The following is a 21124-nucleotide window of genomic DNA, read 5'->3' on the forward strand; positions in this document are numbered from 1 at the left end:
TTCAACCTTGTGGAGCGCACTTCTCCTTGCCGGGCGCACGTCGGTGGACGCGATTGCGAACAGGTGGCGGCGTCGACCGGGTGGCGTCCGCTGCTCGAGCGGCATCCAGACCTAATGTGGAGACCATGGCAGAGTCGTCGTCATCCTCCGCGGATGCCGTGGCATCCGCTCCTCTCGCGGATCGTGCCGTCGAGCTCGCGCGCCGCTGGGTGACCGAGGCCGCGGCGGCCGAGGTCGACCCCGCGGCGGAGCGGCTCGCCGGCGTGCTGCAGGATGCGAACGGGCTCCCCTTCACCCTCGGTTTCGTCGACGGCGTGATGCGTCCGGAGAGCCTGGCCGCGGCCGCATCCCAGCTGCACCGGATCGCTCCGATCGTGCCCGAGTTCCTGCCGTGGTACCTGCGCTCCGCCGTGCGCCTCGGCGGGGGCATGGCGCAGGTGCTGCCGTCCCCGGTCGTGCCGATCGCCCGGCGGGTGCTCCGCGACATGGTGGGGCACCTCGTCGTCGACGCCCGCCCCGCGAAGCTCGGACCGGCGCTGGAGAAGATCCGCACGCCCTCGACGACCACCGGAACCGCCGCGCGCGTCAACCTCAACCTCCTCGGCGAGGCCGTGCTGGGCGAAGCCGAGGCGAAGCGTCGGCTCGATGGCATCCACGAGCTGATCCGCCGCCCCGACGTCGACTACGTCTCGGTGAAGGTGTCGGCGATCATCAGTCACATCTCGATGTGGGCGTTCGACGAGGTCGTCGACCAGGTGGTCGAGCGGCTGATGCCGCTCTATCTGACGGCGGCGGGCCCTTCGACAGGCTCAGGGACCCAGGAGGGGATGGGCTCAGGGACCCAGACCTTCATCAACCTCGACATGGAGGAGTATCGCGACCTCGATCTCACGATCGCGGTCTACACGCGTATCCTCGAGGACCCGCGACTGCAGCACCTCGAAGCGGGCATCGTGCTGCAGGCCTATCTGCCCGATGCCCTCCCCGCCCTGCAGGAGCTCACCGCGTGGGCGCAGGACCGGGTCGCGCACGGCGGAGCCCCGATCAAGGTGCGCCTCGTGAAGGGCGCGAACCTCGCGATGGAGAACGTCGAGGCGCGGCTGCACGGCTGGACCCCGGCGACCTACGACACGAAGCTCGACACCGACGCGAACTACCTCCGCTGTCTCGACTGGGCGCTGACCCCCGAGCGCACCGCCGCGGTGAAGCTGGGCATCGCCGGGCACAATCTCTTCGGCATCGCGTACGCCTGGCTGCTGGCCGGGGAACGCGGAGTCCGCCCTTCGACGAGCTCAGGGACCCAGGTTCCGGGTGCGGGGCAACCGCCGATCGAGTTCGAGATGCTGCTGGGGATGGCGCAGGGGCAGGTGCAGGCCGTCTCCCGCGAGGTCGGCGCCGTGCTCCTGTACGTGCCGGTCGTGGAGCCGGCCGAGTTCGACGTCGCCATCAGCTACCTGGTGCGCCGGCTCGAGGAGAACGCGTCGGCCGACAATTTCCTCTCCGCAGCGTTCCGGCTCGACGAGGACGAGGCCCTGTTCGTGCGCGAGCAGGATCGCTTCCTCGACGCCCTCGACCGCTCCACCGACCCGACGCTGCGCATCGGTCCCCGTCGCACGCAGGACCGGCTCGCCCCCGTGCACGAGTCGGTGCGCCCGGCGCTCGCGGCCCCGACCCCCGAGGTCGACCTCACGAAGGCCGTGCTCGGCATCTCGCGCGGATCGGATGACGGCGACGGCGAGGCCTTCCTCGAGACCGCCGTCTACTCGGCGCGGGAAGCGCCGGAGGACGCCGGCGGCGCTCCCGGATTCTCGAACACCGCGGACAGCGATCCCTCGCTTCCGGCCAACCGCGACTGGGCGCGCTCCGTGCGCGACGGCATCCGCGGTTCGACGGCCGGCCGCACCACGCTCGATGCCGCGCTGATCGACGATCCCGCTGCCCTCGACGACACCGCGCAGCGGGTGCGCGACGCGGCTCCCGCCTGGGGTTCCCGCCCGGCCGCCGAGCGTGCCGAAGTGCTGCTCCGCGCCGCCGCCGCGCTCGAGTCGCGTCGCGGCGAGCTGATCGAGGTCGCAGCATCCGAGACCGGCAAGGTCTTCGCCGAGGCCGACGTCGAGGTCAGCGAGGCGGTCGACTTCGCCCGCTACTACGCGGCCAAGGCCCGCGAGCTCGATGCGATCGCGGGAGCGACCTTCCTCCCCGCGAAGGTGACCGTGGTGACGCCGCCCTGGAACTTCCCCGTCGCGATCCCGGCGGGCGGCGTGCTCGCGGCGCTCGCCGCAGGTTCGGGCGTGGTGTTCAAGCCCGCCCCGCAGGCGCGCCGCTCGGCGGCCGTGGTCGCGGAGTCCCTCTGGCAGGCCGGTGTCCCGCGCGACGTGCTCGCTCTCGTCGACATCGAGGAGGGCGACCTCGGTCGCGCGCTCATCGGTCACGACGCGGTCGATCGCGTGATCCTCACCGGCGCCTGGGACACGGCGGCGCTGTTCCGCTCCTGGCGACCCGATCTGCCTCTGCTCGCCGAGACGAGCGGCAAGAACGCGATGATCGTCATGCCGTCCGCCGACCTCGATCTCGCCGTCGCCGACCTCGTCAAGAGCGCCTTCGGCCACGCCGGTCAGAAGTGCTCGGCGGCCTCGCTGGCGATCCTGGTCGGACCGGTCGGACGCTCTCCGCGCTTCGCCCGGCAGCTGGCGGATGCCGTCCGCTCCCTGCACGTCGGCTGGCCCACGGATCCGCTCGCCGAGGTCGGTCCGGTGATCGAGAAGCCGCAGGGCAAGCTCGCCTGGGCACTGACCGAGCTGGAGGGCGACGAGCAGTGGCTCATCCGGCCGGAGCTCGCGGCGGACGACGACGGCAGCGGACGGCTCTGGCGCCCCGGCATCCGGGTCGGCGTGCAGGCCGGATCGCGCTTCCACACCGAGGAGTTCTTCGGTCCCGTGCTCGGCGTGATGCACGCTCCCACGCTCGAGCGGGCGATCGAGCTGCAGAACGCGGTCGCCTACGGCCTCACGGCCGGCCTGCACACCCAGGATCCCGACGATCTCGCGCAGTGGCTCGACCGCGTGCAGGCGGGGAACCTCTACGTCAACCGGGGCATCACCGGTGCCATCGTGCAGCGGCAGCCGTTCGGCGGCTGGAAGCGCTCATCGGTCGGCCCCGGCGCCAAGGCCGGCGGGCCGAACTACCTGATCGGACTCGGGTCGTGGCGCTCGCACCCCGGCGGGCCGGCATCCAGCACCCTGCACCTTCGCGGTCTCGACTCCCGGATCACCGCCCTCATCGAAGCGGCGCAGCCATCGCTCGCCTACGAGCCGTTCGAGTGGCTGCGACGCTCTGCCCTGTCGGACGCGCTCGCCTGGGATCGCGAGTTCGGGCAGGTGCGCGACGTGTCCCGACTCGGTGTCGAGCGCAACCTCTTCCGCTACCGGCCGGTGCCCGTCGAGATCCGCGCGACGGACGACGCGGCCCTGCAGGATCTGCTGCGCGTCGTGATCGCCGGTGTGCGCGCCGGTGCCCGCTTCGTGCTCTCCAGCCCGACCGGCCTGCCGGCCGAGGTGCGCCGGGCGCTGGGGGATCTGGACGCCGTCGTCTTCCTCGAGACCGAGGCGGAGTGGATCGAGCGGATGCTGCGCCACGACGAGCCCGCCGAGGGCGATCGTCGCCCGACCGCGGCCCGCAACCGCGTGCGTCTGGTCGGCGGACGTGACACGGTCGCCGCTGCCCATGCGTCGCTGGCCGTGGCGTCGAGCGGTGATCCCGACCTCGCGGTGTACGACGGCGAGGTGACGGCGGCCGCGCGCATCGAGCTGCTGCCCTTCGTGCACGAGCAGTCCATCAGCATCACCGCGCATCGCTACGGGAACGTCGACCGCCGCTTCAGCGAGGTCATCTGAGCGGATCGGCGCGTCTCAGCGTCCGCTCGTGGTCACGCTGGCGAGAAGCGAGCGGATCAGCGGGTCCGTGGCACCGCGCCAGTAGACCGAGATGTCGCGGCGCACGGGTTCCCGCAGCGCGTGCGCCGCGACCTGCGGAGGCACGATGTTTCGTGGCACCAGGGTATGGCCGAGCCCGTGCAGGGCGTACTCGACCGCGGCCCGGGCCTGCTCGGTGCGCAGGGCGGCACGCGGGATGAACCCGGCACGCGCGCAGGCCGCGTCGAGCAGTTCCCCCAATCCGTTGCCCGGCGTGAAGTGCACCCAGTCGTCGTCCCGCAGATCGGCGAGGTCGAGCGGGCCGTCGGGAGTCCGTCGATCGGCGCCGGAGAGCACCACGACGAACTCCTCCTCGACCAGTCGGCTCCGACCGCCCGTCCAGCCCTCGGGGACCGGGCCGATCGCGAGATCGAACGCCCCGGCGAGGAGGCCGACCACCAGCTCCTCCTGATGGCGGAACTCGTGGAGCTCGGCCTGCACGCGCGGATGCTGCGATCGCCAGTCCGCGAGGATCGCCGGGAGGATGCCCAGGCTGAGGGAGTACAGGGTGCCGACCCGCAGCTCTCCGACCGCGCCGCTGGTCACGGTGCGCGCCGTCCGGACGAGGTCATCGTGGGCGGCGACCACCGCCCGCGCCGTGTCGAGCAGGGTGCGCCCGGCGGTGGTCGGACGCGTGGACCGAGGGAGGCGCTCGACCAGGGCGACGCCGAGGGCCTGTTCGAGCGCGACGAGCTGGCGGGACAGGGTCGGCTGACTGACGAAGAGACGCGCAGCGGCGCGCGTGATCGAGCCCTCGTCGCACACGGCGATGAAGGCGCGGAGCTGCCGCTCGGTCACATCCATGTCTTGAGTGTATGGATATCAGCGCTTTCTTGCATCGCATGTGGGGTATGGGGATCGAGGGCGGTGTGTTCCATCCCTCAGACGCCGCACCGGGCGTCCGGACAGACAGGAAGAACCATGACCGCTCTCACCATCGAAACCGCGTCCCGCGCCGCCGCCGCCGCCCAGGACGCGGCTCGGCAGCACGGCGTCGCCGTCGTCATCACCATCGTCGATGCCGGGGTGCAGCCCGTGCTGGTCGTCCGACAGGACGGGGCGCCGATCGCGGCGATCGACGCGAGCCTGAGCAAGGCCCGCACGACGCTGTACTTCGGCGGCACCGCGACGGCCGACCTCGCCGGCGCGACCGCTCCCGGGGGACCGCTGTTCGGGTTCGAGCACGCCGTCGCCGCGCCGCTCGCCTTCCTCGGAGGAGCAGTACCCGTCCGAGACACACAGGGAGAGATCATCGGCGCCGTCGGCGTCGGCGGCGGCACGGCCGAGCAGGACCACGCGATCGCTGTCACAGCGGCAGCGGCCATCGGAGCGTCGGCGTGAGCTCGGCGGGCGAGGTCGTCGTCTCGCTGGCGACGCTGGTCGCGCGCGAGGGGCGGCGTGACGACCTGCGGCGCGCGCTGCTGCCGCTCATCGAGCCGACCAGGGCAGAGCCGGGAAACCTCGACTACGTCCTGTTCGAGAAGACCGAGGCGCCGGGCACGTTCGTCATGCGCGAGGCGTTCGCGTCGATGGGCGCTCTCGGCGAGCACCAGCAGACCGCCCACTACGTGGCTTTCGCGGCACAGGCCGACGACCTGCTCGCCGAGCCGCTCGCGCTGACGTTCCTCACGCAGGTCTCGGACTGAGGCCTCGGCGACCGGAGCCGATGTAAAAGATTCTTGACACGAGGGAGCGCTGAGGCGTACTCTCGTGTCAAGAATCTTTTACATGGGAGGCATCATGGTCTACGAGGAGCGCAACGCCTGGGCGGGGTTGATCGTGAGCCCGATCACGATGATCGTCTACGTCATCCTCATCGTGCAGCAGGCCGCGGGCGGTCCGCTCACCGACGTCGACTGGTTCCCGCTCATGCTGTGGGTGATCGGCGGCAGCATCCTCGCCGTGATCATCCTCAGCATCGTCTGGGGCATGATCGCCGGAGTGAAGGATGCCGGCGGCATCGGCCAGGCCGACATCCGCGATCGCGACATCAGCCGCCTGGGCGGACGCGTCGAGCAGGCCTTCGTCGTGATCGCGGGACTCGGCGTGATCGCCCTCTGCGCGGTCGGGGCCGACGTCTTCTGGATCGCGAACACGATGTTCGCCGGCTTCTGGGTCGCCGCCGCCATCGGCAGCGTCGCCCGCGTCATCGCGTACCGCCGGGGGCTGATCTGATGGTCAAGCCGACCCGCGTCTCCAACAGCATCCGCGCCCACCGGGAGTCGGCGGGGATGACCCAGGCCGACCTCGCCCGCACGATCGGCGTGACCCGGCAGACGCTCATCGCGATCGAGCAGGAGAAGTACTCGCCCACGCTCGAGCTCGCCTTCCAGATCGCCCGCGCCTTCGGCGTGGGGATCGACGCCCTCTTCCAGTACCCGGAGCAGTGACATGGACAACACGTCTGAAACCCCGACCATGACCGCCTGGCGCCGCGACACCTACGGCCCCGCCTCCGGGACGACACTGCAGGAGATCCCCGTGCCGGTCCCCGGTCGCGGCGAGGTGGTCCTCCGCGTGAGCGCCACGGCCCTCAACGCCGGCGACGTCCGCCTCATGCTCGGAGATCCCCTGCTCGTGCGGCCGATCTTCGGCATGACGAAGCCGAAGTACCCGGTGCGCGGCATCGAGGTCGCCGGAACCGTGGTCGCGGTCGGCCCCGACGTCGTGGGCGCCGAGCTCGACGAGCACGTGGTGGGAGAGCTCGTCGGGGGAGGCGGGCTCGCGACCTACGTGCGCGTCCCCGCAGCCCGGCTCGTGCCGGTCCCGCCCGACGTCGACCCCGCGATCGCCGCGTGCCTTCCCGTCGCCGGCGGGACCGCCTGGCAGGCGCTCGATCTCGCGGAGGTCGGGCTGCGCGCCGGCAGCGCGCCACGCGTGCTCATCATCGGGGCATCCGGCGGGGTGGGCACCTTCGCGGTGCAGCTCGCCGCCCTGCGCGGCGCCGAGGTCTGGGCCACCTGCCGCACCCGCAACGCGCCGCTCGTCGAGTACCTCGGCGCCACCCGCACCCTCGACCACCGCACCTCGCCGCTGAGCGAGCTGCCGGCCGAGCACTTCGACGCGGTGATCGACATCGCCGGAGGGATGCCGCTGCGCGAACTGCAGCGCCTCGTCGCGCCCGGCGGCACGGTGGTGCTGGTGACCGGCGACGGCGGGCACATCATGGGTCCGGTGCCGCGCATGATCAAGGCGGCCTTCCTCTCGATCGGATCCCGCCGCATCCGTCCTCTCGCGGCCTCGCCGCGCCCCGAGGTGCTGGCCAAGCTGCTGGAGCTCGTCGCCGAGGGGCGCATCTCCCCGGTGATCGAGCGCGAGTACCCCTTCGCCGAGGCATCCGCCGCGCTCGCCCACATCGAAGCCGGGCACACGGTCGGCAAGCTCGTCGTGCGCGCCGGCTGACGCGCTCGGCATCCCGGCGCGCTCTGGCGACGTACAGGGGGTGGATGACAGAATGGGAGCTGGCGTGCTCGAGTCGCATCTTCCCCGCAACCCCTCTGACGAGAAGCGGGTCGAAGGACCGCCGGGCCCCTGGACAGAGTCCGCCGCGTATCGTTCCGAGGAGCATCTTGTCTTTCGAAAACACGCTGTCGACGCCTGAGACCACCGCGACCGCTGTGCCCACCCGCACCGCGCACCACCGTCACTACCTGATGTGCAAGCCGTCGCACTTCACCGTCAGCTACAAGATCAACCCGTGGATGGAGCCGGCCAACCCGACCGACACGGCGAAGGCCGTCGAGCAGTGGCAGCAGCTGCACGACCTCTACCTCGAGCTCGGCCACGAGGTCGAGCTCATCGAGCCGCTCGCCGGATTCCCCGACATGGTCTACACGGCCAACGGAGGCTTCCTCATCGACGGCCGCGCCTATGTGCCGAAGTTCCGGTTCGTGGAGCGCCAGGGCGAGTCCCCGGCCTTCGCCGACTGGTTCCGCGCGGCCGGCTACGACACCGTCATCCCGGAGGAGGTCAACGAGGGCGAGGGCGACTTCCTGCTCGTCGGCGACGTGATCCTGGCGGGCACCGGCTTCCGTTCGACCGGCGACAGCCACCGGGAGGTCGGCGAGGTGTTCGGTCGTGAGGTCGTGTCGCTGAACCTCGTGGATCCGCGCTTCTACCACCTCGACACCGCGATCGCCGTGCTCGACCCGGTGCAGGGCACCGAGAACGGCGGGCCCGAGCGCGCCAACATCGCCTACCTCCCCGGCGCCTTCGACGACGCCAGCCGCGCGATCCTCGAGGAGCGCTTCCCCGACGCGATCCTCGTGTCGGACGAGGACGGCTCGGTCTTCGGCCTGAACGCCGCGAGCGACGGCTACAACGTGGTCATCTCGCCGCGGGCCAAGGGCTTCGAGCAGCAGCTGCGCGAGCGCGGCTACAACCCGATCATGATCGACCTGTCCGAGCTCCTGCTCGGCGGCGGTGGCATCAAGTGCTGCACGCTCGAGCTGCGCGGTGCCAAGTGACGGGCCCTTCGACAGGCTCAGGGACCCAGGTGGCAGGCTCAGGGACCCAGGTGGAGGCGGCGACCGAGCCGCACGTCGCGCACAACTACCACCCGCTCCCGGTGAACATCGCCCGCGGTGAGGGGGCCTGGCTGACGGATGTCGAGGGCAAGCGCTACCTCGACCTGCTCGCCGCGTATTCCGCCGTGAACTTCGGCCACCGGCATCCGGCTCTGGTCGCAGCTCTCACCGAGCAGCTGGGGCGCGTGACGCTCATCAGCCGCGCGTTCCAGAGCGATCGGCTGGAGCCGTTCGCGGCGGCGCTCGCCGAGCTCGCCGGCAAGGACATGGTCCTGCCGATGAACACCGGCGCCGAGGCCGTCGAGACCGGGATCAAGGTCGCCCGCGCCTGGGGCTACCGGGTGAAGGGCATCGCGGAGGGCCGTGCGCGCATCATCGTCGCCGCCGGCAACTTCCACGGCCGCACCACCACCATCGTCAGCTTCAGCGACGACGAGTCGGCGCGCGACGGGTTCGGCCCGTACACGCCCGGATTCGACGTGGTGCCGTACGGGGATGCGGATGCCATCGCGGCCGCCATCACGGATGACACGGCGGCCGTGCTCGTGGAGCCGATCCAGGGTGAGGCCGGGGTCGTGATCCCGCCCGAGGGCTACCTGCGTCGCATCCGCGAGATCTGCGACGAGAAGAACGTGCTGTTCATCGCCGACGAGATCCAGTCCGGTCTCGGACGCGTCGGAGAGACGTTCGCGTGCGACCGCGAGGGCGTCGTCCCGGACCTGTACCTGCTCGGCAAGGCCCTCGGCGGCGGCATCCTGCCCGTCTCCGCCGTGGTCGGCAACGCCGATGTGCTCGGCGTCATCCAGCCGGGGGAGCACGGCTCGACGTTCGGCGGCAACCCGCTGGCTGCGGCCGTCGGCCTCCGTGTGGTCGAGATGCTCGAGTCGGGGGAGTTCCAGGAGCGTGCTCGTGCGCTCGGCGCCCACCTCGATCAGGCGCTGCAGCCCCTGATCGGACACGGCGTGACAGCCGTCCGTATCGCAGGCCTGTGGGCGGGCGTCGACATCGACCCCGCCAAGGGCACCGGGCGCGAGATCGCCGAGAAGCTGCTCGCCCGCGGTGTGCTCGTGAAGGACACGCACGGCCAGACGATCCGCATCGCCCCGCCGCTCGTGATCCGCGCGACCGAACTCGACTGGGCGGTGGAGCAGCTCAAGCTCGTTCTCGGGGCCTGACTCGCGTCACTCCACCTCGGCAGAGGAGGCTCAGGCCGGCGGGGAATCCGGGTCGAGCGTCTTCAGGGTGTCCTCTTCGGCGGCGTTGTCGGCCTGGAGCTGATCCTCGGTCGTCTCGTCGCCGCCGAGCGGTGCCCCGTGCCCGGGTCCTGCGCTGCCCTGGATCGCGCCGCCCGTGGACTCGCCACGGGAGCTGTCGCCCTGGATCGCGCCGCCGTCGCCGCTGTCGGAGCCGTCATGATCGGGCCCTGCGCTGCCCTGGATCGCGCCGCCGGTGGATTCGCCGCGCGCGGCATCGCCCTGGATGGCGCCGTCGTCGCCGCCCTCGTGGCCTTCGTTCTCGGTCGTGCCGTCCACGCCGGTGGCGCCTTCGGCCGGATCCTGCGGGTGCGGGGTGCTTTCGCTGTTGTGGTCCATGCGCCGACCCTACGTTCGGCGAAGACAGGCGCGAAGGGTGTTGACAACGGGCCCTCGCGCGAGGACGGTTCAGTCGTTCTTCGTCGCCGTGCGGATCGGCGTGGTCGCGGCGGCCTCGTCGCTGAACTCGATCGGGTCGGCCCGCTCGATGACGCTGAGCGGACGAGTCTCGTCGAGAGTGAGCAGGAAACGACGGTTCTCGTCGCGGTGCAGACGTCCGGACGTGAACACCCAGATCGCGCCGATCGCGCAGGCGACGAATCCGGCCGTCCCGCCGAGCATGATCGCCGTGCGCGGACCGAAGGCGTCGGCGACCCAGCCGGCGATGGGCGCGCCGACCGGCGTCGAGCCCATGATCACCGCCATGTAGAGCGCCAGCACCCGTCCGCGCAGCGAGGGGTCGGTCGTCATCTGCACGTAGCCGTTCGCCGTGGTCAGCAGCGTCACGATCATGAAGCCCGTGAACATCAGCGTCACCGCGTACGACGCGTACGTCGGCATGGCCGAGGAGACGAACGCGGCGACGCCGAATCCGCCCGCCGCCAGAATGACGACGCGCACGCGCGCCCGGTCGCGCCGGGCCGCGAGCAGGGCACCCGCGAGGGAGCCGATCGCGAGGATCGAGCTGAGCACGCCGTAGCCGTCTGCTCCCGATCCGAACTCGATCGCCATGGTCGAGGCGAAGATCGGGAAGTTCATGCCGAAGGCGCCGATGAGGAACACGGTCACGAACACGACCCGCAGATCGCTGCGCCCCCACACGTACCGGAATCCGGCGAGGAGGCCGCCTCTGTTGCGCGTCTTCGGGCGCGCGGCGAGCAGGCTCTTCCGCAGCATCAGCAGCGCGAGGATCATCGCGAGGAACGTGGCGGCGTTCACGATGAACACCCAGCCGGAGCCGATCGCCACGATCAGGAGACCCCCGACCGCCGGGCCGATCATGCGGGCGAGGTTGAAGGATGCCGAGTTCAGGGCGACCGCGTTCGACGTGTCGCCGGCGGTGACCATGTCGGACACGAAGGCCTGCCGAGCCGGCGCATCGAAGGCGTTCACGATTCCGAATCCGAGAGCGAAGCAGAACATCATCGGCAGGGTCATGACGCCGCTGAGCAGCAGGATGCCGACGGCGACGGCCAGCCCCAGCAGCGCGGTCTGCGTGCACAGCAGGATGTGGCGTCGGTCGAAGCGATCGGCGACCCAGCCGGTCTGACTCACCAGTAGAAGAGGAGGGCCGAACTGCAGGGCCATCGTGATGCCCATCGCCGTCGCGTCGTTGTCGGTCAGCTCGGTGAGGACGACCCAGTCCTGCGCCGTGGCCTGCATCCAGCCGCCGATGTTCGAGACGAGGGCCCCCGCGAACCAGATGCGGTAGTTGATGTTCGCGAACGAGCGGAACATGGCGCTCATCGCTCGACCGCCCGTCGCATCAGCGCGCTGGCTTCTCGGAGCGTGGCCAGCTCCGCCTCGGTGTAGTCGACCTCGCGGAGCATGTCGGCCAGCAGCTCGTCGCGGCGGCGGATGGTCTCGACGACGATCTCGATCCCCGCGTCGGTGATGTCGACCTGCACGCGGCGGCGATCGTCTTCATCCGGGGTCCTGGCGACGAAGCCCTGCTCCTCGAGGCCGTTCACGATGCTGGTCATCGAGGGCGCGGTCACCCGTTCGCGCTCGGCGAGCGTCGAGATCGTGCGGCGCCCGTTCACGCGCAGATCGGCGAGCACCGCGAGCTGCGCATCGCTCATCGAGTCGGCGGCGCGGGCGCAGCGCAGGCGGCGGGCGAGCCGGAACGTGGCCATGCGAAGGTCTGTGGCGGTGAGGTGGAGGGATTCATCAGACGCAGACATTACTTAGTTAGCCTATCTAACCTTCTGGAGGAGGGGAAGGGCGACCCGGCAGAATGGTCGGATGACCCGAACCCTCGCCCTCGAGATCGCCGTGCAGGACCCCGCCGGAGTGCGCATCGCCGCGGAGGTCGGCGCGACGCGCGTCGAGCTCGCGAGTGCCCTCGCCCTCGGTGGGCTCACGCCGTCTCCCGCGACGCTCGAGCTCGCCGTCGAGACGGCGGGGGCCGGAGGGCCCGAGGTGCACGTCCTGATCCGGCCGCGCGCCGGCGGATTCCACTACACCGAGGACGAGCTCCTTGTCTCGGAGCGCGACGTCCGCCGCGCCATCGGCGCCGGTGCGGCCGGCGTCGTGATCGGCGCCCTCGACGCCGACGGCTCTCTCGACGTCGACGCCATGGCGCGTCTGCGCGACGCCGCCGGCGGAGCATCCGTCACCCTCCACCGCGCGATCGACGTGACGCCCGATCCGGTCGCGACCCTGCTCACGGCCAGGGACCTCGGACTCCGTCGCGTGCTCACCTCCGGCGGGGCATCCGTCGCGATCGACGGCATCGACACGCTGCGGATGCTCGTCGCCGCCGCCGAGGGCGGGATCGAGGTCATGGCCGGCAGCGGGGTCGACGCGGCCAGCGCTCCGGCGCTCGCCGCGAGCGGCGTTGACGCCATCCACTTCTCCGCGAAGCGGGCGGTGCGCGAGGTCGGGGGAGTGCGCATGGGCTCCGCCGCGGACGGCGTCGGCGGCTACGAGGTCACCGACCTCGACACGGCTCTCGCGGTCTGCGCCGCACTCGGCCGGTAACCGGCGGCGACCCGCGGTCGGTAGGCTCTCCCCCGTGACGGATACCCGCGAGTTCACCGACGCCCATGGCATCGCCATCGTCTACGACGTCCATCCGGCCACCACGACGCCCCGAGGAGTGGTTCAGCTCCTGCACGGCGTCGGCGAGCACGCCGGCCGATACGGCGTGCTGGCGAAGGCCCTCACCGATGCCGGATTCGTCGTGTACGCCGACGATCATCGCGGCCACGGCCGCACCGGCATCCGTCAGCACGGCGGACCCGCGCGGCTGGGGCGTCTCGGCGCGGGCGGACTCCGCGCGGCCGAAGACGCGATCTGGCAGCTCACCGGCATCATCCGCGACGAGAACCCCGATCTGCCGCTCGTGCTCCTCGGGCACTCGTGGGGATCGTTCCTGGCGCAGAAGCTCGTCAATCACCACCCCGAGGCCTGGGACGCCGTCATCCTCTCCGGATCGGCCTTGCTGACTCCGGGGTCGCTCAACGCCGCGCCGCTCAACGCGCGCTGGGCGAAGGACGAGGGTGCGACCGGCCTCGAGTGGCTCAGCCGCGATCCCGCCGTGTGGGAGGCGTTCGATGAGGACCCGCTCACCACCGACGTCCCGCTGCTCAAGCTCTTCGGCCCGATCGAGGCCGCCAAGCTCTACGGCCGCCCGGCGAAGGGCCTCGTCTCGAAGGCGGGCCACGACATCCCGATGCTGCTGCTCGTCGGTCGCGACGATCCGGTGGGCGGACCGCGCAGCGTGCACAAGCTCGCCGACGAGTACCGCTCGCGTTCCGGTCTCGCCGACGTCACGACGCTGGTCTACCCCGATGCCCGTCACGAGATCTTCAACGAGCTGCAGCAGGACGAGGTGCGCGCCGACGTGCTCGCCTGGCTGGACAGCCGCTTCCCGTCGCGCGCGGACGGCTGACCCGCGCGGCAACCCGGCACAGCGCTCGCGCATTCCCTTCGGAGTCGCGACATTACGCACGGTGAAGGTGCGTGACGTCATCCGGGCGGCCGCTGCCGCCGTCGTTCTACATTCGGACCATCATTCCGCGGGAACGCGAGAGGGCGGTCGGATGAGCTTCGTCAGCGAATGGCGCGATTGGCACGCGGCGCGTGAGCGGCTCGCGGGATCGGAGTACGGTCCCTCGGCCCTGGAGTCGACGAACTGGCTCATCGAGATGCCGGCGGCCGTCGACGGCATCCCGGGCCTCTGGGCGCTGACCGGCGACGGCGGCATCCGCGGCAGCGAGCTCGGGCAGTCCGGTGCGAGCGTGACGCTGCGGGGTGCCGAGAGCTTCCGGCTCGGGCGGCGGGAGCTGCGCGTCTTCGACCGTCACGGAACGCTGGCTCTGCGGGTGCTGAACCCGTCCCGTCCGCAGCGCGAATGGTTCACGGCGATCGACGCCTATGCGCCCGACGAGCGCTGGCGCCTGCCGGCGCGGTTCGAGCAGACGCCCGACGAGCGGGTCGTGATCACCGCGGTCGACGGCGAGGAGCGGGAGTCTCCTGTCGCGGGACGTCTGCACTTCGAGCTCGCGGGTGCGCCGCACACGCTGACCGTGACGCGGAGCTCGCAGGGGACCCTGAGCGCCGTCTTCGCCGACGGCACCAACGGACTCGAGACCTACCGGTTCCGCTTCCTCCCGGTCGAGGAGCCCGCCGATGACGGTTCCGCGATCATCGACTTCAACCGCGCCTACCTCCCGCCCTGTGCGTTCTCGGATCAGTTCGTCTGCCCGCTTCCGCTGCCGGGCAACCGCTACTCGACGCCGATCCGGGCGGGCGAACGCGTCGTCGTGCTCGGCGGCTGACCCGCCGCGGGCCCCCGGCGCGCCTTAAGCTGGAACCGTGCACGGTGAATACAAGGTTCCAGGAGGAAAGCTGGTCGTCGTCGACCTCGACGTCGAAGACGACAGGATCGCGCGTTTCCGACTCGCCGGCGACTTCTTCCTCGAGCCCGACACGGCGCTCGACGATATCAACGCCGCCGTGAACGGCCTGGCGGTGGAGTCGGATGCGACGGTCATCGCCGCCGCGGTGCGCGAGGCTCTGCCCGACGGGGCCCAACTGCTCGGCTTCACGCCCGAAGCCGTCGGCACGGCCGTGCGCCGCGCACTGGTGACCGCACCGGGCTGGCGCGACTTCGACTGGGAGATCGTGCACGACAAGGCCGTCTCGCCGCGGATGAACCTGGCCCTCGACGAGGTGCTCACCTCGCGCGTCGGCGAAGGGCGCCGCCGGCCGACGCTGCGCATCTGGGAGTGGGACGAGTCCGCCGTCGTCATCGGCTCGTTCCAGTCGTACCGCAACGAGGTCGACCCCGAGGGCGCGGCCCGGCACGGCTTCGACGTCGTGCGCCGAATCTCCGGCGGCGGGGCCATGCTCATGGCCGCGGGACAGATCATCACGTACTCGCTGTACGTTCCGGCATCCCTCGTCGCGGGCATGACGTTCGCCGACTCCTATGCGTTCCTCGACGACTGGGTGCTGCAGGCGCTGCGGTCGCTCGGGATCGACGCGGTGTACCAGCCGCTCAACGACATCGCGAGCCCGACCGGCAAGATCGGCGGCGCCGCGCAGAAGCGCCTCGCGAACGGCGGGGTGCTGCACCATGCCACGCTCTCGTACGACATCGACGGTCAGACCATGACCGAGGTGCTGCGCATCGGCCGCGAGAAGCTGAGCGACAAGGGCACGACCTCTGCGGCGAAGCGCGTGGACCCGCTGCGCAGCCAGACCGGGCTGACCCGCGCCGAGATCATCGAGCGCTTCAAGGACACCTTCCGCTCGCTGACGGATGCCGAGACGGGCACGATCGCCCCCGACGAGTACGCCGCAGCCGAAGCCCTCGTGGAGTCGAAGTTCGCCACCGAGGCGTGGCTGCATCGGGTGCCGTGACCGACCCTTCGACGGGCTCGGGGGCCCCGGCGTCGAAGGGCTCCGTCACGATCATCGAGGGCGACAACCTCGTCGCCGCGGCGTCTCTGCCCGCGGCATCCTTCACCCTCGTCTATCTCGACCCGCCGTTCAACACGGGTCGCGCGCAGGAGCGGCAGGTGGTCACCGCGCGACGCGCGTTCACAACTCAGTCAGAATCCGGGGAACCGGCCGCTGACGGGGTCTCGCCGGCCGATTCTGCGCCGGTCTTGCTGAATACCGAACACGCGGATGCCGCGACCGAGGTGCGGCACGGGTTCCACGGGCACGCCTACGAGCGGGTGCGCGGGATGCTGCGCGCGTACGACGACAGCTTCGACGACTACGGGGCGTTCCTCATGCCGCGGCTCGAGGAGGCGTGGCGGCTCCTCGCCGACGACGGCACCCTCTACCTGCACCTCGACTACCGCGAGGCGCACTACGCGAAGGTCATGCTCGATGCGGTGTTCGGGCGGGACTGCTTCCTCAACGAGCTGATCTGGGCCTACGACTACGGAGCGAAGTCCCGGCGCCGCTGGCCGACCAAGCACGACACGATCCTCGTCTACGTGAAGAACCCGCGCGACTACGTCTTCAACTCCGAGGATGTCGACCGTGAGCCGTACATGGCGCCGGGGCTTGTGACGGCGGAGAAGGCGGCCCGGGGCAAGCTCCCCACCGATGTCTGGTGGCACACGATCGTGCCGACGACCGGGCGCGAGAAGACCGGGTATCCGACGCAGAAGCCCGAGGGCATCCTGCGCCGCATCGTCACGGCGTCGAGTCGTCCCGGCGACCGCGTCCTCGACCTCTTCGCCGGCAGCGGCACGACCGGGGCGGTCGCGTCGGTGCTCGGCCGCGATGCGGTGCTCGTCGACGACAACCCCGAGGCCGTCCGCGTGATGACCGAGCGGATGCCGCACGCCGAGGTCATCTCGTCCTCCGGTCGTTGAGCGAGCGCGGCGAGACGAAACGCCGCGCCGCCCACACCCGCATCCGTCGGTTGATCGCACACGTGCAGGTCGAGATCGACGGTTTCGACCTGCAGGCGTGAGATGAGCCTGCAGATGGAGGCCAGGCGGGTCAGACCGGGCGCAGCAGCACGAGGAACTGCTCGATCTCAGCGGCCATGTCGAGCGTCGGGTCGAGCATCCAGGCGGACTGCAGGCCGTCGGCGAGGGCGTGCATCGTCCGCACGATCCAGGCCGGATCGAGGTCGTCGCGCAGCAGGCCCGACTGCTGATCAGCCGCGACCTGCGCCAGCGTGAAGCTCTCGACGCGCGCGGTTCGGTCGCGGAAGTAGTCGTGCGCCGGATGCTCGGGGTCGCCGGCCTCGGCGGCGAGCTGCGCGTAGAGCTGCACGAGTCCGGGGACAGAGGCGTTGTGCCGGGTCACCGCGAGGAAGGCCGCGATCACGTCTTCGCCGGCGTACTCCTGCTCGTCGCGGTCGTCGCGCGCCTGGAGGATCGCGACGAAGAGCTCCTCCTTGGTGCCGAAGTAGTGCAGGAGGCCGGCGGGGCTGAGGCCCGCGGCATCCGCGATCTCCCGCACCGAGGCCTTGCGATACCCGTGCTCGGCGACGACGGCGAGGGCCGCTTCGAGGATCTCCTCGCGCTTGGCGACGCCCTTCGCGTATGCCCCTCGAGTCGCCATGGCTCCAGGGTATCCGTCACGACTCGATCACGAAAATCAAACAACGTTCGTGAATCACTTGCGCTCGCGAGGACGCGTCTGTCACCATGTCCGATGAATACCAAACAACGTTTGGGATTCATTCCGCATCCGCTCAACGAGGAGCCGACATGTCCGTGTCCCCGCTCGACCCCGCCGCCGAACTCGCACCGACCGGGACCATCCGGTCGGCGCCGCCGTCGGCGGGCGAACCCGCCGCCAGTCCGCCCGCGAACCGCAGGCTGCTGCCCAGTCTGCTGATCGCCTCGCTCACCCTGTTCGCCACGTACGGCGGGCTCATCGCGATCCTGCTGCCGAGTCAGGTGCTGCTCATCGACGAGGCGAACAAGGTCGCCAACCTCGGCCTGGTCACCACCATCTCGTTCGTCTTCACGCTGTTCGCGCAGCCGATCGTCGGCGCGCTGAGCGACCGCACCCGCTCGCGCTTCGGTCGTCGGGTGCCGTGGATGGTGATCGGCGCGATCGTCGGCGGCATCTTCCTCTTCGGTCTCGGCTCGCTCAGCGACATCCTCTGGATCACGGTGTTCTGGGTCGTCATCCAGGTCGCCCTCAACTTCTTCCAGGCGCCGCTGACCGCCATCACCGCCGATCGCTTCCCGCGCGCCAAGCGCGGCGGGGCGAGTGCCATGATCGGTCTCGGGACCCAGCTCGGCATGACGGTGGGGATCATGCTGGCCGGCGCCTTCGCCGCGCAGATCGGCATCGGGTACTCCGTCTTCGGCGGTGCGGTGATCGTCGCCGCCCTGCTGTTCGCCCTCGTGAACCGGGACTGGTCGTCGAAGGATGCCGCGGTCGATGCGTTCCGCTGGGGTGCGTTCTTCCGTGGATTCTGGATCGACCCGCGCCGCCACCCGGACTTCGCCTGGGCCTTCGCCGCCCGCTTCCTGCTCATCCTCGGGTACTTCGTCGTGAGCGCCTATCAGCTGTACATGCTGACGGACTACATCGGCCTTCCGCTCGCCGAGGCCCAGGGGGCCGTGGTCACGCTCACGCTCGTGGCCTTCGTGCCGACCCTCGTCGCGATCGCGCTCTCGGGCTGGTGGAGCGACAAGGTCGGCCGCCGCAAGGTGTTCATCTATGCGGCATCCGTCGTCATGGTCGCGGGGCTCGCGATGCCGCTGCTGCAGCCGAACATGACCGGCATGATCCTGATGAGCATCATCAACGGCATCGGCTTCGGGCTGTACATGTCGGTGGATGCCGCGCTGATGACCGAGGTGCTGCCGAACGAGGGGGTCTCGGCGGGCAAGGACCTCGGCATCCTCAACGTCGCGACCAACGTGCCGCAGGCGCTGAGCCCGGCGATCGGCGGAGTGATCATCACGGCGCTGGGGGGCTACGCGACGCTCTTCGTGTTCGCGATCGTCTTCGTCATCCTCGCCGCGATCGCCACCGCGCCGATCAAGGGAGTGCGCTGATGCTCAGCAACGAACAGGAGAATGCTGTGATGACCGACACCGACACCGAGTTCGTCGAGGTGGCCACCGCCGCAGGGCGCGTGCGAGGTCGCTGGCGTCCGACCACGGGTGGGCGGGGGAATCCGCGGTCTGCGGCATTCCTCGGCATCCCGTTCGCGGAACCGCCGGTGGGCGCGTTGCGTTTCCAGGCGCCGGTGCCGAAGGCGCCCTGGGCCGGGGTGAGGGACGCTCTCGAGTTCGGGCCGACCGCGCAGCGGGGCGACCCCGGCGTGACGCTCATCCCGGAGCCGAGCGTCGATGGGGAGTCGACGCTGAACGTCAACGTGTTCACGCCTGCCCTTCGACGAGCTCAGGGGCCCAGTGGTGAGGCTCAGGGACCCAGTGATGAGGCTCAGTGGCCCAGCGGTGAGGGACCGGATGCCGGGCTGCCGGTGCTCGTCTGGATCCACGGCGGCGGCTACTTCGCCGGCTCCCCGGCGAGCCCCTGGTACGACGGCCGCAACTTCAACCGCGACGGCGTCGTGACCGTGTCGATCTCGTACCGTCTCGGCTTCGACGGCTTCGGCTGGATCGAGGATGCCCCGTCGAACCGTGGCGTGCGCGACTGGCTGCTGGCGCTCGAGTGGGTGCAGCAGAACATCGCGGCGTTCGGCGGCGACCCGTCGCGCGTGACGATCGCCGGCCAGTCCGCCGGCGGTGGCGCGGTGCTGACGCTGCTCGGGATGGAGAAGGCGCAGCATCTGTTCCACGGTGTCTACGCGGTCTCGGGCGCCCTCGCGGATGTGTCGGCGGAGCGTGCGGAGGCGTTCGGCCGGGGTCTCGCCGCGACCGCAGGCGTCGAGCCGACGGTCGCGGGATTCTCGTCGCTCGCCCAGGAACGCGTGCTGGCGCTGCAGAAGAAGGCCACGCAGCTCGGCCCGTCGTCGCTCGGAGCCATCGTCGACGAGGGGCTGCCGCTGGGGCCGTCGATCGACGGCGACCTGCTGCCGCGGTCGACGAGGGAGTCGCTGCGCGCGGGAGTCGGAGCTGACAAGCCGCTCGTGCTCGGCGCGACCGACGACGAGTTCACCATGGCATTCACGGGTGCTGCGGAACGGGCGCTGCGCTGGGTGCCGCAGAGCTTCCTGCTCGCCAGGCTCGGCCTTCCGAAGAGCGCGCGGCAGGCTTATCTCGACGCGAACGTCGATGTCGCGCGACGGGGCAAGGCGCGTCTCGCCGGTCGGCTGCTCACCGATCGGATGTTCCGCGCGGCGCTGCTGCGCGTTGTCGAGGATCGGGGGTCGGCCCCGACCTGGCTGTATCGGTTCTCCTGGCCGTCGGGCCAGTTCGGATTCGCGGAGCACTGCCTCGACGTGCCGTTCTTCTTCGACTGCCTCGACGGCCCGGCGTTGGAGCCGCTGGCGGGACCGAAGCCGCCGCAGGAGCTCGCGGACGAGCTGCACGGCGCCGCGGTCGCGTTCATCACGAGCGGCGACCCGGGATGGCCGAGACACGACGGGACAGGCGGGATCGCACGGGTGTACGACACGCCCACGCGTGACATCGCCGACGCTTACGCATCGGTGCGTCCGCTGCTGGGTGCCGCGTCGTGACCGCCGTGGAGACGGCCGGGTCCTCGACCCGGCCGGTGACGGTCGCGCGCCCGCGGTGGATGCTGTGGACGGCGCTCGGACTGCTGGTCGCGTTCGTCGCGCTCGCGCTCGGCGTGCTCGCCGCGCCGGATGCCCCGTGGACTCAAGCCCTCGACGACCTGTGGCGCGGGGCCGTCGGCGTCGGGCCCGACTCGTGGGTGCCGGCGTTCGCGCTCGCCCAGCTGTTCCAGCATCTCGGCCAGCTCCCCGGCGCGGTGCTGATGATGATCCTTCTGCCGCTGGTCCTCGTGCTCGTGGGACGGTGGCGTTCGGCGCTCTTCGTGATCGCCGTGCAGCTGGCGGGACCCGGGCTCCTGTCGCAGCTCACCAAGAACCTCGTCGACAGGCCGCGCCCCGCCGAGGACACGGTGGCCGGGTTGTTCGGTCCCCTCGTGCAGGTCGACCACGGCTCCTTCCCCTCCGGGCATTCGGTGAGCATGGCGGCGATCATCATCACCGTGCTCGCCCTCATCCCGGCATCCGCCGTATGGGCGCGACGGATCTGGATCGTGATCGGCGTGCTGTTGGCGGCCGGGATGGTGTGGCAGCGCACGCTGATCAACGCGCACTGGTTCACCGACACCTGTGCGGGGCTGATCGGCGGCGCCGCGGTCGCCGTGCTGCTGTGGTGGGCGTTCCTGCCGTGGCTGGGTCGCGATCACGAGCGGCGGGTGTGGTTCGTTCGCCGCATCCGGCCTCGCAACGCAGGTTGATCGCACAGTTGCAGGTCGAGATCGGCGATCT

The 21124-nt window shown here is 70.6% G+C and carries 21 protein-coding genes; 16 read left to right on the forward strand and 5 right to left on the reverse strand.

Going from position 1 to position 21124, the window contains the following annotated elements:
- Nucleotides 1-125 precede the first annotated feature (125 nt).
- Nucleotides 126-3893, forward strand: a complete 3768-nt coding sequence (locus LBN7_RS12750; RefSeq protein ID WP_407359846.1) for a proline dehydrogenase family protein — start codon at nucleotides 126-128, stop codon at nucleotides 3891-3893.
- A 15-nt stretch (nucleotides 3894-3908) separates the two neighbouring features.
- On the opposite strand, the gene LBN7_RS12755 is transcribed toward LBN7_RS12750, so the two are convergent.
- The gene (locus LBN7_RS12755; RefSeq protein ID WP_407359847.1) at nucleotides 3909-4775 is read right to left on the reverse strand and encodes a LysR family transcriptional regulator; all 867 of its coding nucleotides are present in this window, start codon (nucleotides 4773-4775) and stop codon (nucleotides 3909-3911) included.
- A 117-nt stretch (nucleotides 4776-4892) separates the two neighbouring features.
- Between LBN7_RS12755 and LBN7_RS12760 the strand changes: the two genes are divergently transcribed.
- From LBN7_RS12760 to rocD, 7 genes are all read left to right on the forward strand, one after another.
- A complete protein-coding gene (locus tag LBN7_RS12760) occupies nucleotides 4893-5312 on the forward strand; it encodes a GlcG/HbpS family heme-binding protein (protein WP_407359848.1) in 420 nt (139 codons plus the stop codon).
- Nucleotides 5309-5617 carry a putative quinol monooxygenase gene (locus tag LBN7_RS12765; RefSeq protein ID WP_341947483.1) on the forward strand — a complete coding sequence of 103 codons (309 nt, stop codon included), beginning with the start codon at nucleotides 5309-5311 and terminating at the stop codon, nucleotides 5615-5617. Before LBN7_RS12760 ends, LBN7_RS12765 begins: the two co-directional genes overlap by 4 nt.
- Before the next feature lie 82 nt (nucleotides 5618-5699).
- On the forward strand, nucleotides 5700-6146 hold the full coding sequence (locus tag LBN7_RS12770; RefSeq protein WP_243408795.1) for a hypothetical protein: 447 nt from the start codon (nucleotides 5700-5702) through the stop codon (nucleotides 6144-6146).
- Nucleotides 6146-6361 (forward strand): helix-turn-helix transcriptional regulator, encoded by a 216-nt coding sequence (locus tag LBN7_RS12775; RefSeq protein WP_116633921.1) that lies wholly within the window; start codon nucleotides 6146-6148, stop codon nucleotides 6359-6361. Before LBN7_RS12770 ends, LBN7_RS12775 begins: the two co-directional genes overlap by 1 nt.
- 1 nt (nucleotide 6362) lies before the next feature.
- The gene (locus tag LBN7_RS12780; protein ID WP_407359849.1) at nucleotides 6363-7373 is read left to right on the forward strand and encodes an NAD(P)-dependent alcohol dehydrogenase; all 1011 of its coding nucleotides are present in this window, start codon (nucleotides 6363-6365) and stop codon (nucleotides 7371-7373) included.
- A 251-nt stretch (nucleotides 7374-7624) separates the two neighbouring features.
- Entirely contained in the window at nucleotides 7625-8437 is an 813-nt protein-coding gene (gene ddaH, locus LBN7_RS12785) for a dimethylargininase (protein WP_407361719.1), read from the forward strand.
- Between the two features lie 29 nt (nucleotides 8438-8466).
- Nucleotides 8467-9672 (forward strand): ornithine--oxo-acid transaminase, encoded by a 1206-nt coding sequence (gene rocD / locus LBN7_RS12790; RefSeq protein WP_116633923.1) that lies wholly within the window; start codon nucleotides 8467-8469, stop codon nucleotides 9670-9672.
- 30 nt (nucleotides 9673-9702) lie between these two features.
- Here the strand turns inward: rocD and LBN7_RS12795 are convergent, their stop codons facing one another.
- The 3 genes from LBN7_RS12795 to LBN7_RS12805 form a co-directional block, all read right to left on the reverse strand.
- On the reverse strand, nucleotides 9703-10089 hold the full coding sequence (locus LBN7_RS12795) for a hypothetical protein (protein WP_341947485.1): 387 nt from the start codon (nucleotides 10087-10089) through the stop codon (nucleotides 9703-9705).
- Between the two features lie 69 nt (nucleotides 10090-10158).
- Nucleotides 10159-11487, reverse strand: coding sequence for an MFS transporter (locus LBN7_RS12800; protein WP_407361720.1), 1329 nt, complete (start codon nucleotides 11485-11487; stop codon nucleotides 10159-10161).
- A 5-nt stretch (nucleotides 11488-11492) separates the two neighbouring features.
- Complete coding sequence (locus LBN7_RS12805) at nucleotides 11493-11885, reverse strand: MarR family transcriptional regulator (protein ID WP_341947486.1); 393 nt, start codon at nucleotides 11883-11885, stop codon at nucleotides 11493-11495.
- A gap of 109 nt (nucleotides 11886-11994) precedes the next feature.
- Between LBN7_RS12805 and LBN7_RS12810 the strand changes: the two genes are divergently transcribed.
- The 5 genes from LBN7_RS12810 to LBN7_RS12830 all read left to right on the forward strand — a co-directional run bounded on the left by LBN7_RS12810 (nucleotide 11995) and on the right by LBN7_RS12830 (nucleotide 16592).
- Nucleotides 11995-12732: a copper homeostasis protein CutC gene (locus LBN7_RS12810; protein ID WP_407359850.1), complete on the forward strand. Its 738-nt coding sequence runs from the start codon at nucleotides 11995-11997 to the stop codon at nucleotides 12730-12732.
- Nucleotides 12733-12766: 34 nt separating this feature from the next.
- Entirely contained in the window at nucleotides 12767-13645 is an 879-nt protein-coding gene (locus LBN7_RS12815; protein WP_407359851.1) for an alpha/beta fold hydrolase, read from the forward strand.
- Between the two features lie 151 nt (nucleotides 13646-13796).
- Entirely contained in the window at nucleotides 13797-14534 is a 738-nt protein-coding gene (locus LBN7_RS12820; RefSeq protein ID WP_341947489.1) for a DUF1684 domain-containing protein, read from the forward strand.
- 37 nt (nucleotides 14535-14571) lie between these two features.
- The gene (locus LBN7_RS12825; protein ID WP_116633930.1) at nucleotides 14572-15621 is read left to right on the forward strand and encodes a biotin/lipoate A/B protein ligase family protein; all 1050 of its coding nucleotides are present in this window, start codon (nucleotides 14572-14574) and stop codon (nucleotides 15619-15621) included.
- Nucleotides 15600-16592 carry a DNA-methyltransferase gene (locus LBN7_RS12830; protein ID WP_407359852.1) on the forward strand — a complete coding sequence of 331 codons (993 nt, stop codon included), beginning with the start codon at nucleotides 15600-15602 and terminating at the stop codon, nucleotides 16590-16592. Before LBN7_RS12825 ends, LBN7_RS12830 begins: the two co-directional genes overlap by 22 nt.
- Before the next feature lie 130 nt (nucleotides 16593-16722).
- On the opposite strand, the gene LBN7_RS12835 is transcribed toward LBN7_RS12830, so the two are convergent.
- A complete protein-coding gene (locus LBN7_RS12835) occupies nucleotides 16723-17292 on the reverse strand; it encodes a TetR/AcrR family transcriptional regulator (protein WP_407359853.1) in 570 nt (189 codons plus the stop codon).
- A 149-nt stretch (nucleotides 17293-17441) separates the two neighbouring features.
- Here LBN7_RS12835 and LBN7_RS12840 point away from each other — a divergent pair, with 149 nt between their 5' ends.
- The 3 genes from LBN7_RS12840 to LBN7_RS12850 are packed head-to-tail and all read left to right on the forward strand — an operon-like array spanning nucleotide 17442 to nucleotide 21093.
- Nucleotides 17442-18749, forward strand: a complete 1308-nt coding sequence (locus tag LBN7_RS12840; protein ID WP_341947493.1) for an MFS transporter — start codon at nucleotides 17442-17444, stop codon at nucleotides 18747-18749.
- Nucleotides 18750-18778: 29 nt separating this feature from the next.
- The gene (locus LBN7_RS12845) at nucleotides 18779-20341 is read left to right on the forward strand and encodes a carboxylesterase/lipase family protein (RefSeq protein WP_407359854.1); all 1563 of its coding nucleotides are present in this window, start codon (nucleotides 18779-18781) and stop codon (nucleotides 20339-20341) included.
- Nucleotides 20338-21093: a phosphatase PAP2 family protein gene (locus tag LBN7_RS12850; RefSeq protein WP_341947495.1), complete on the forward strand. Its 756-nt coding sequence runs from the start codon at nucleotides 20338-20340 to the stop codon at nucleotides 21091-21093. Before LBN7_RS12845 ends, LBN7_RS12850 begins: the two co-directional genes overlap by 4 nt.
- Nucleotides 21094-21124: the final 31 nt, after the last annotated feature.

Origin of the sequence: Microbacterium sp. LBN7 (genome assembly GCF_045690345.1) — a bacterium.
Classification (GTDB): domain Bacteria; phylum Actinomycetota; class Actinomycetes; order Actinomycetales; family Microbacteriaceae; genus Microbacterium.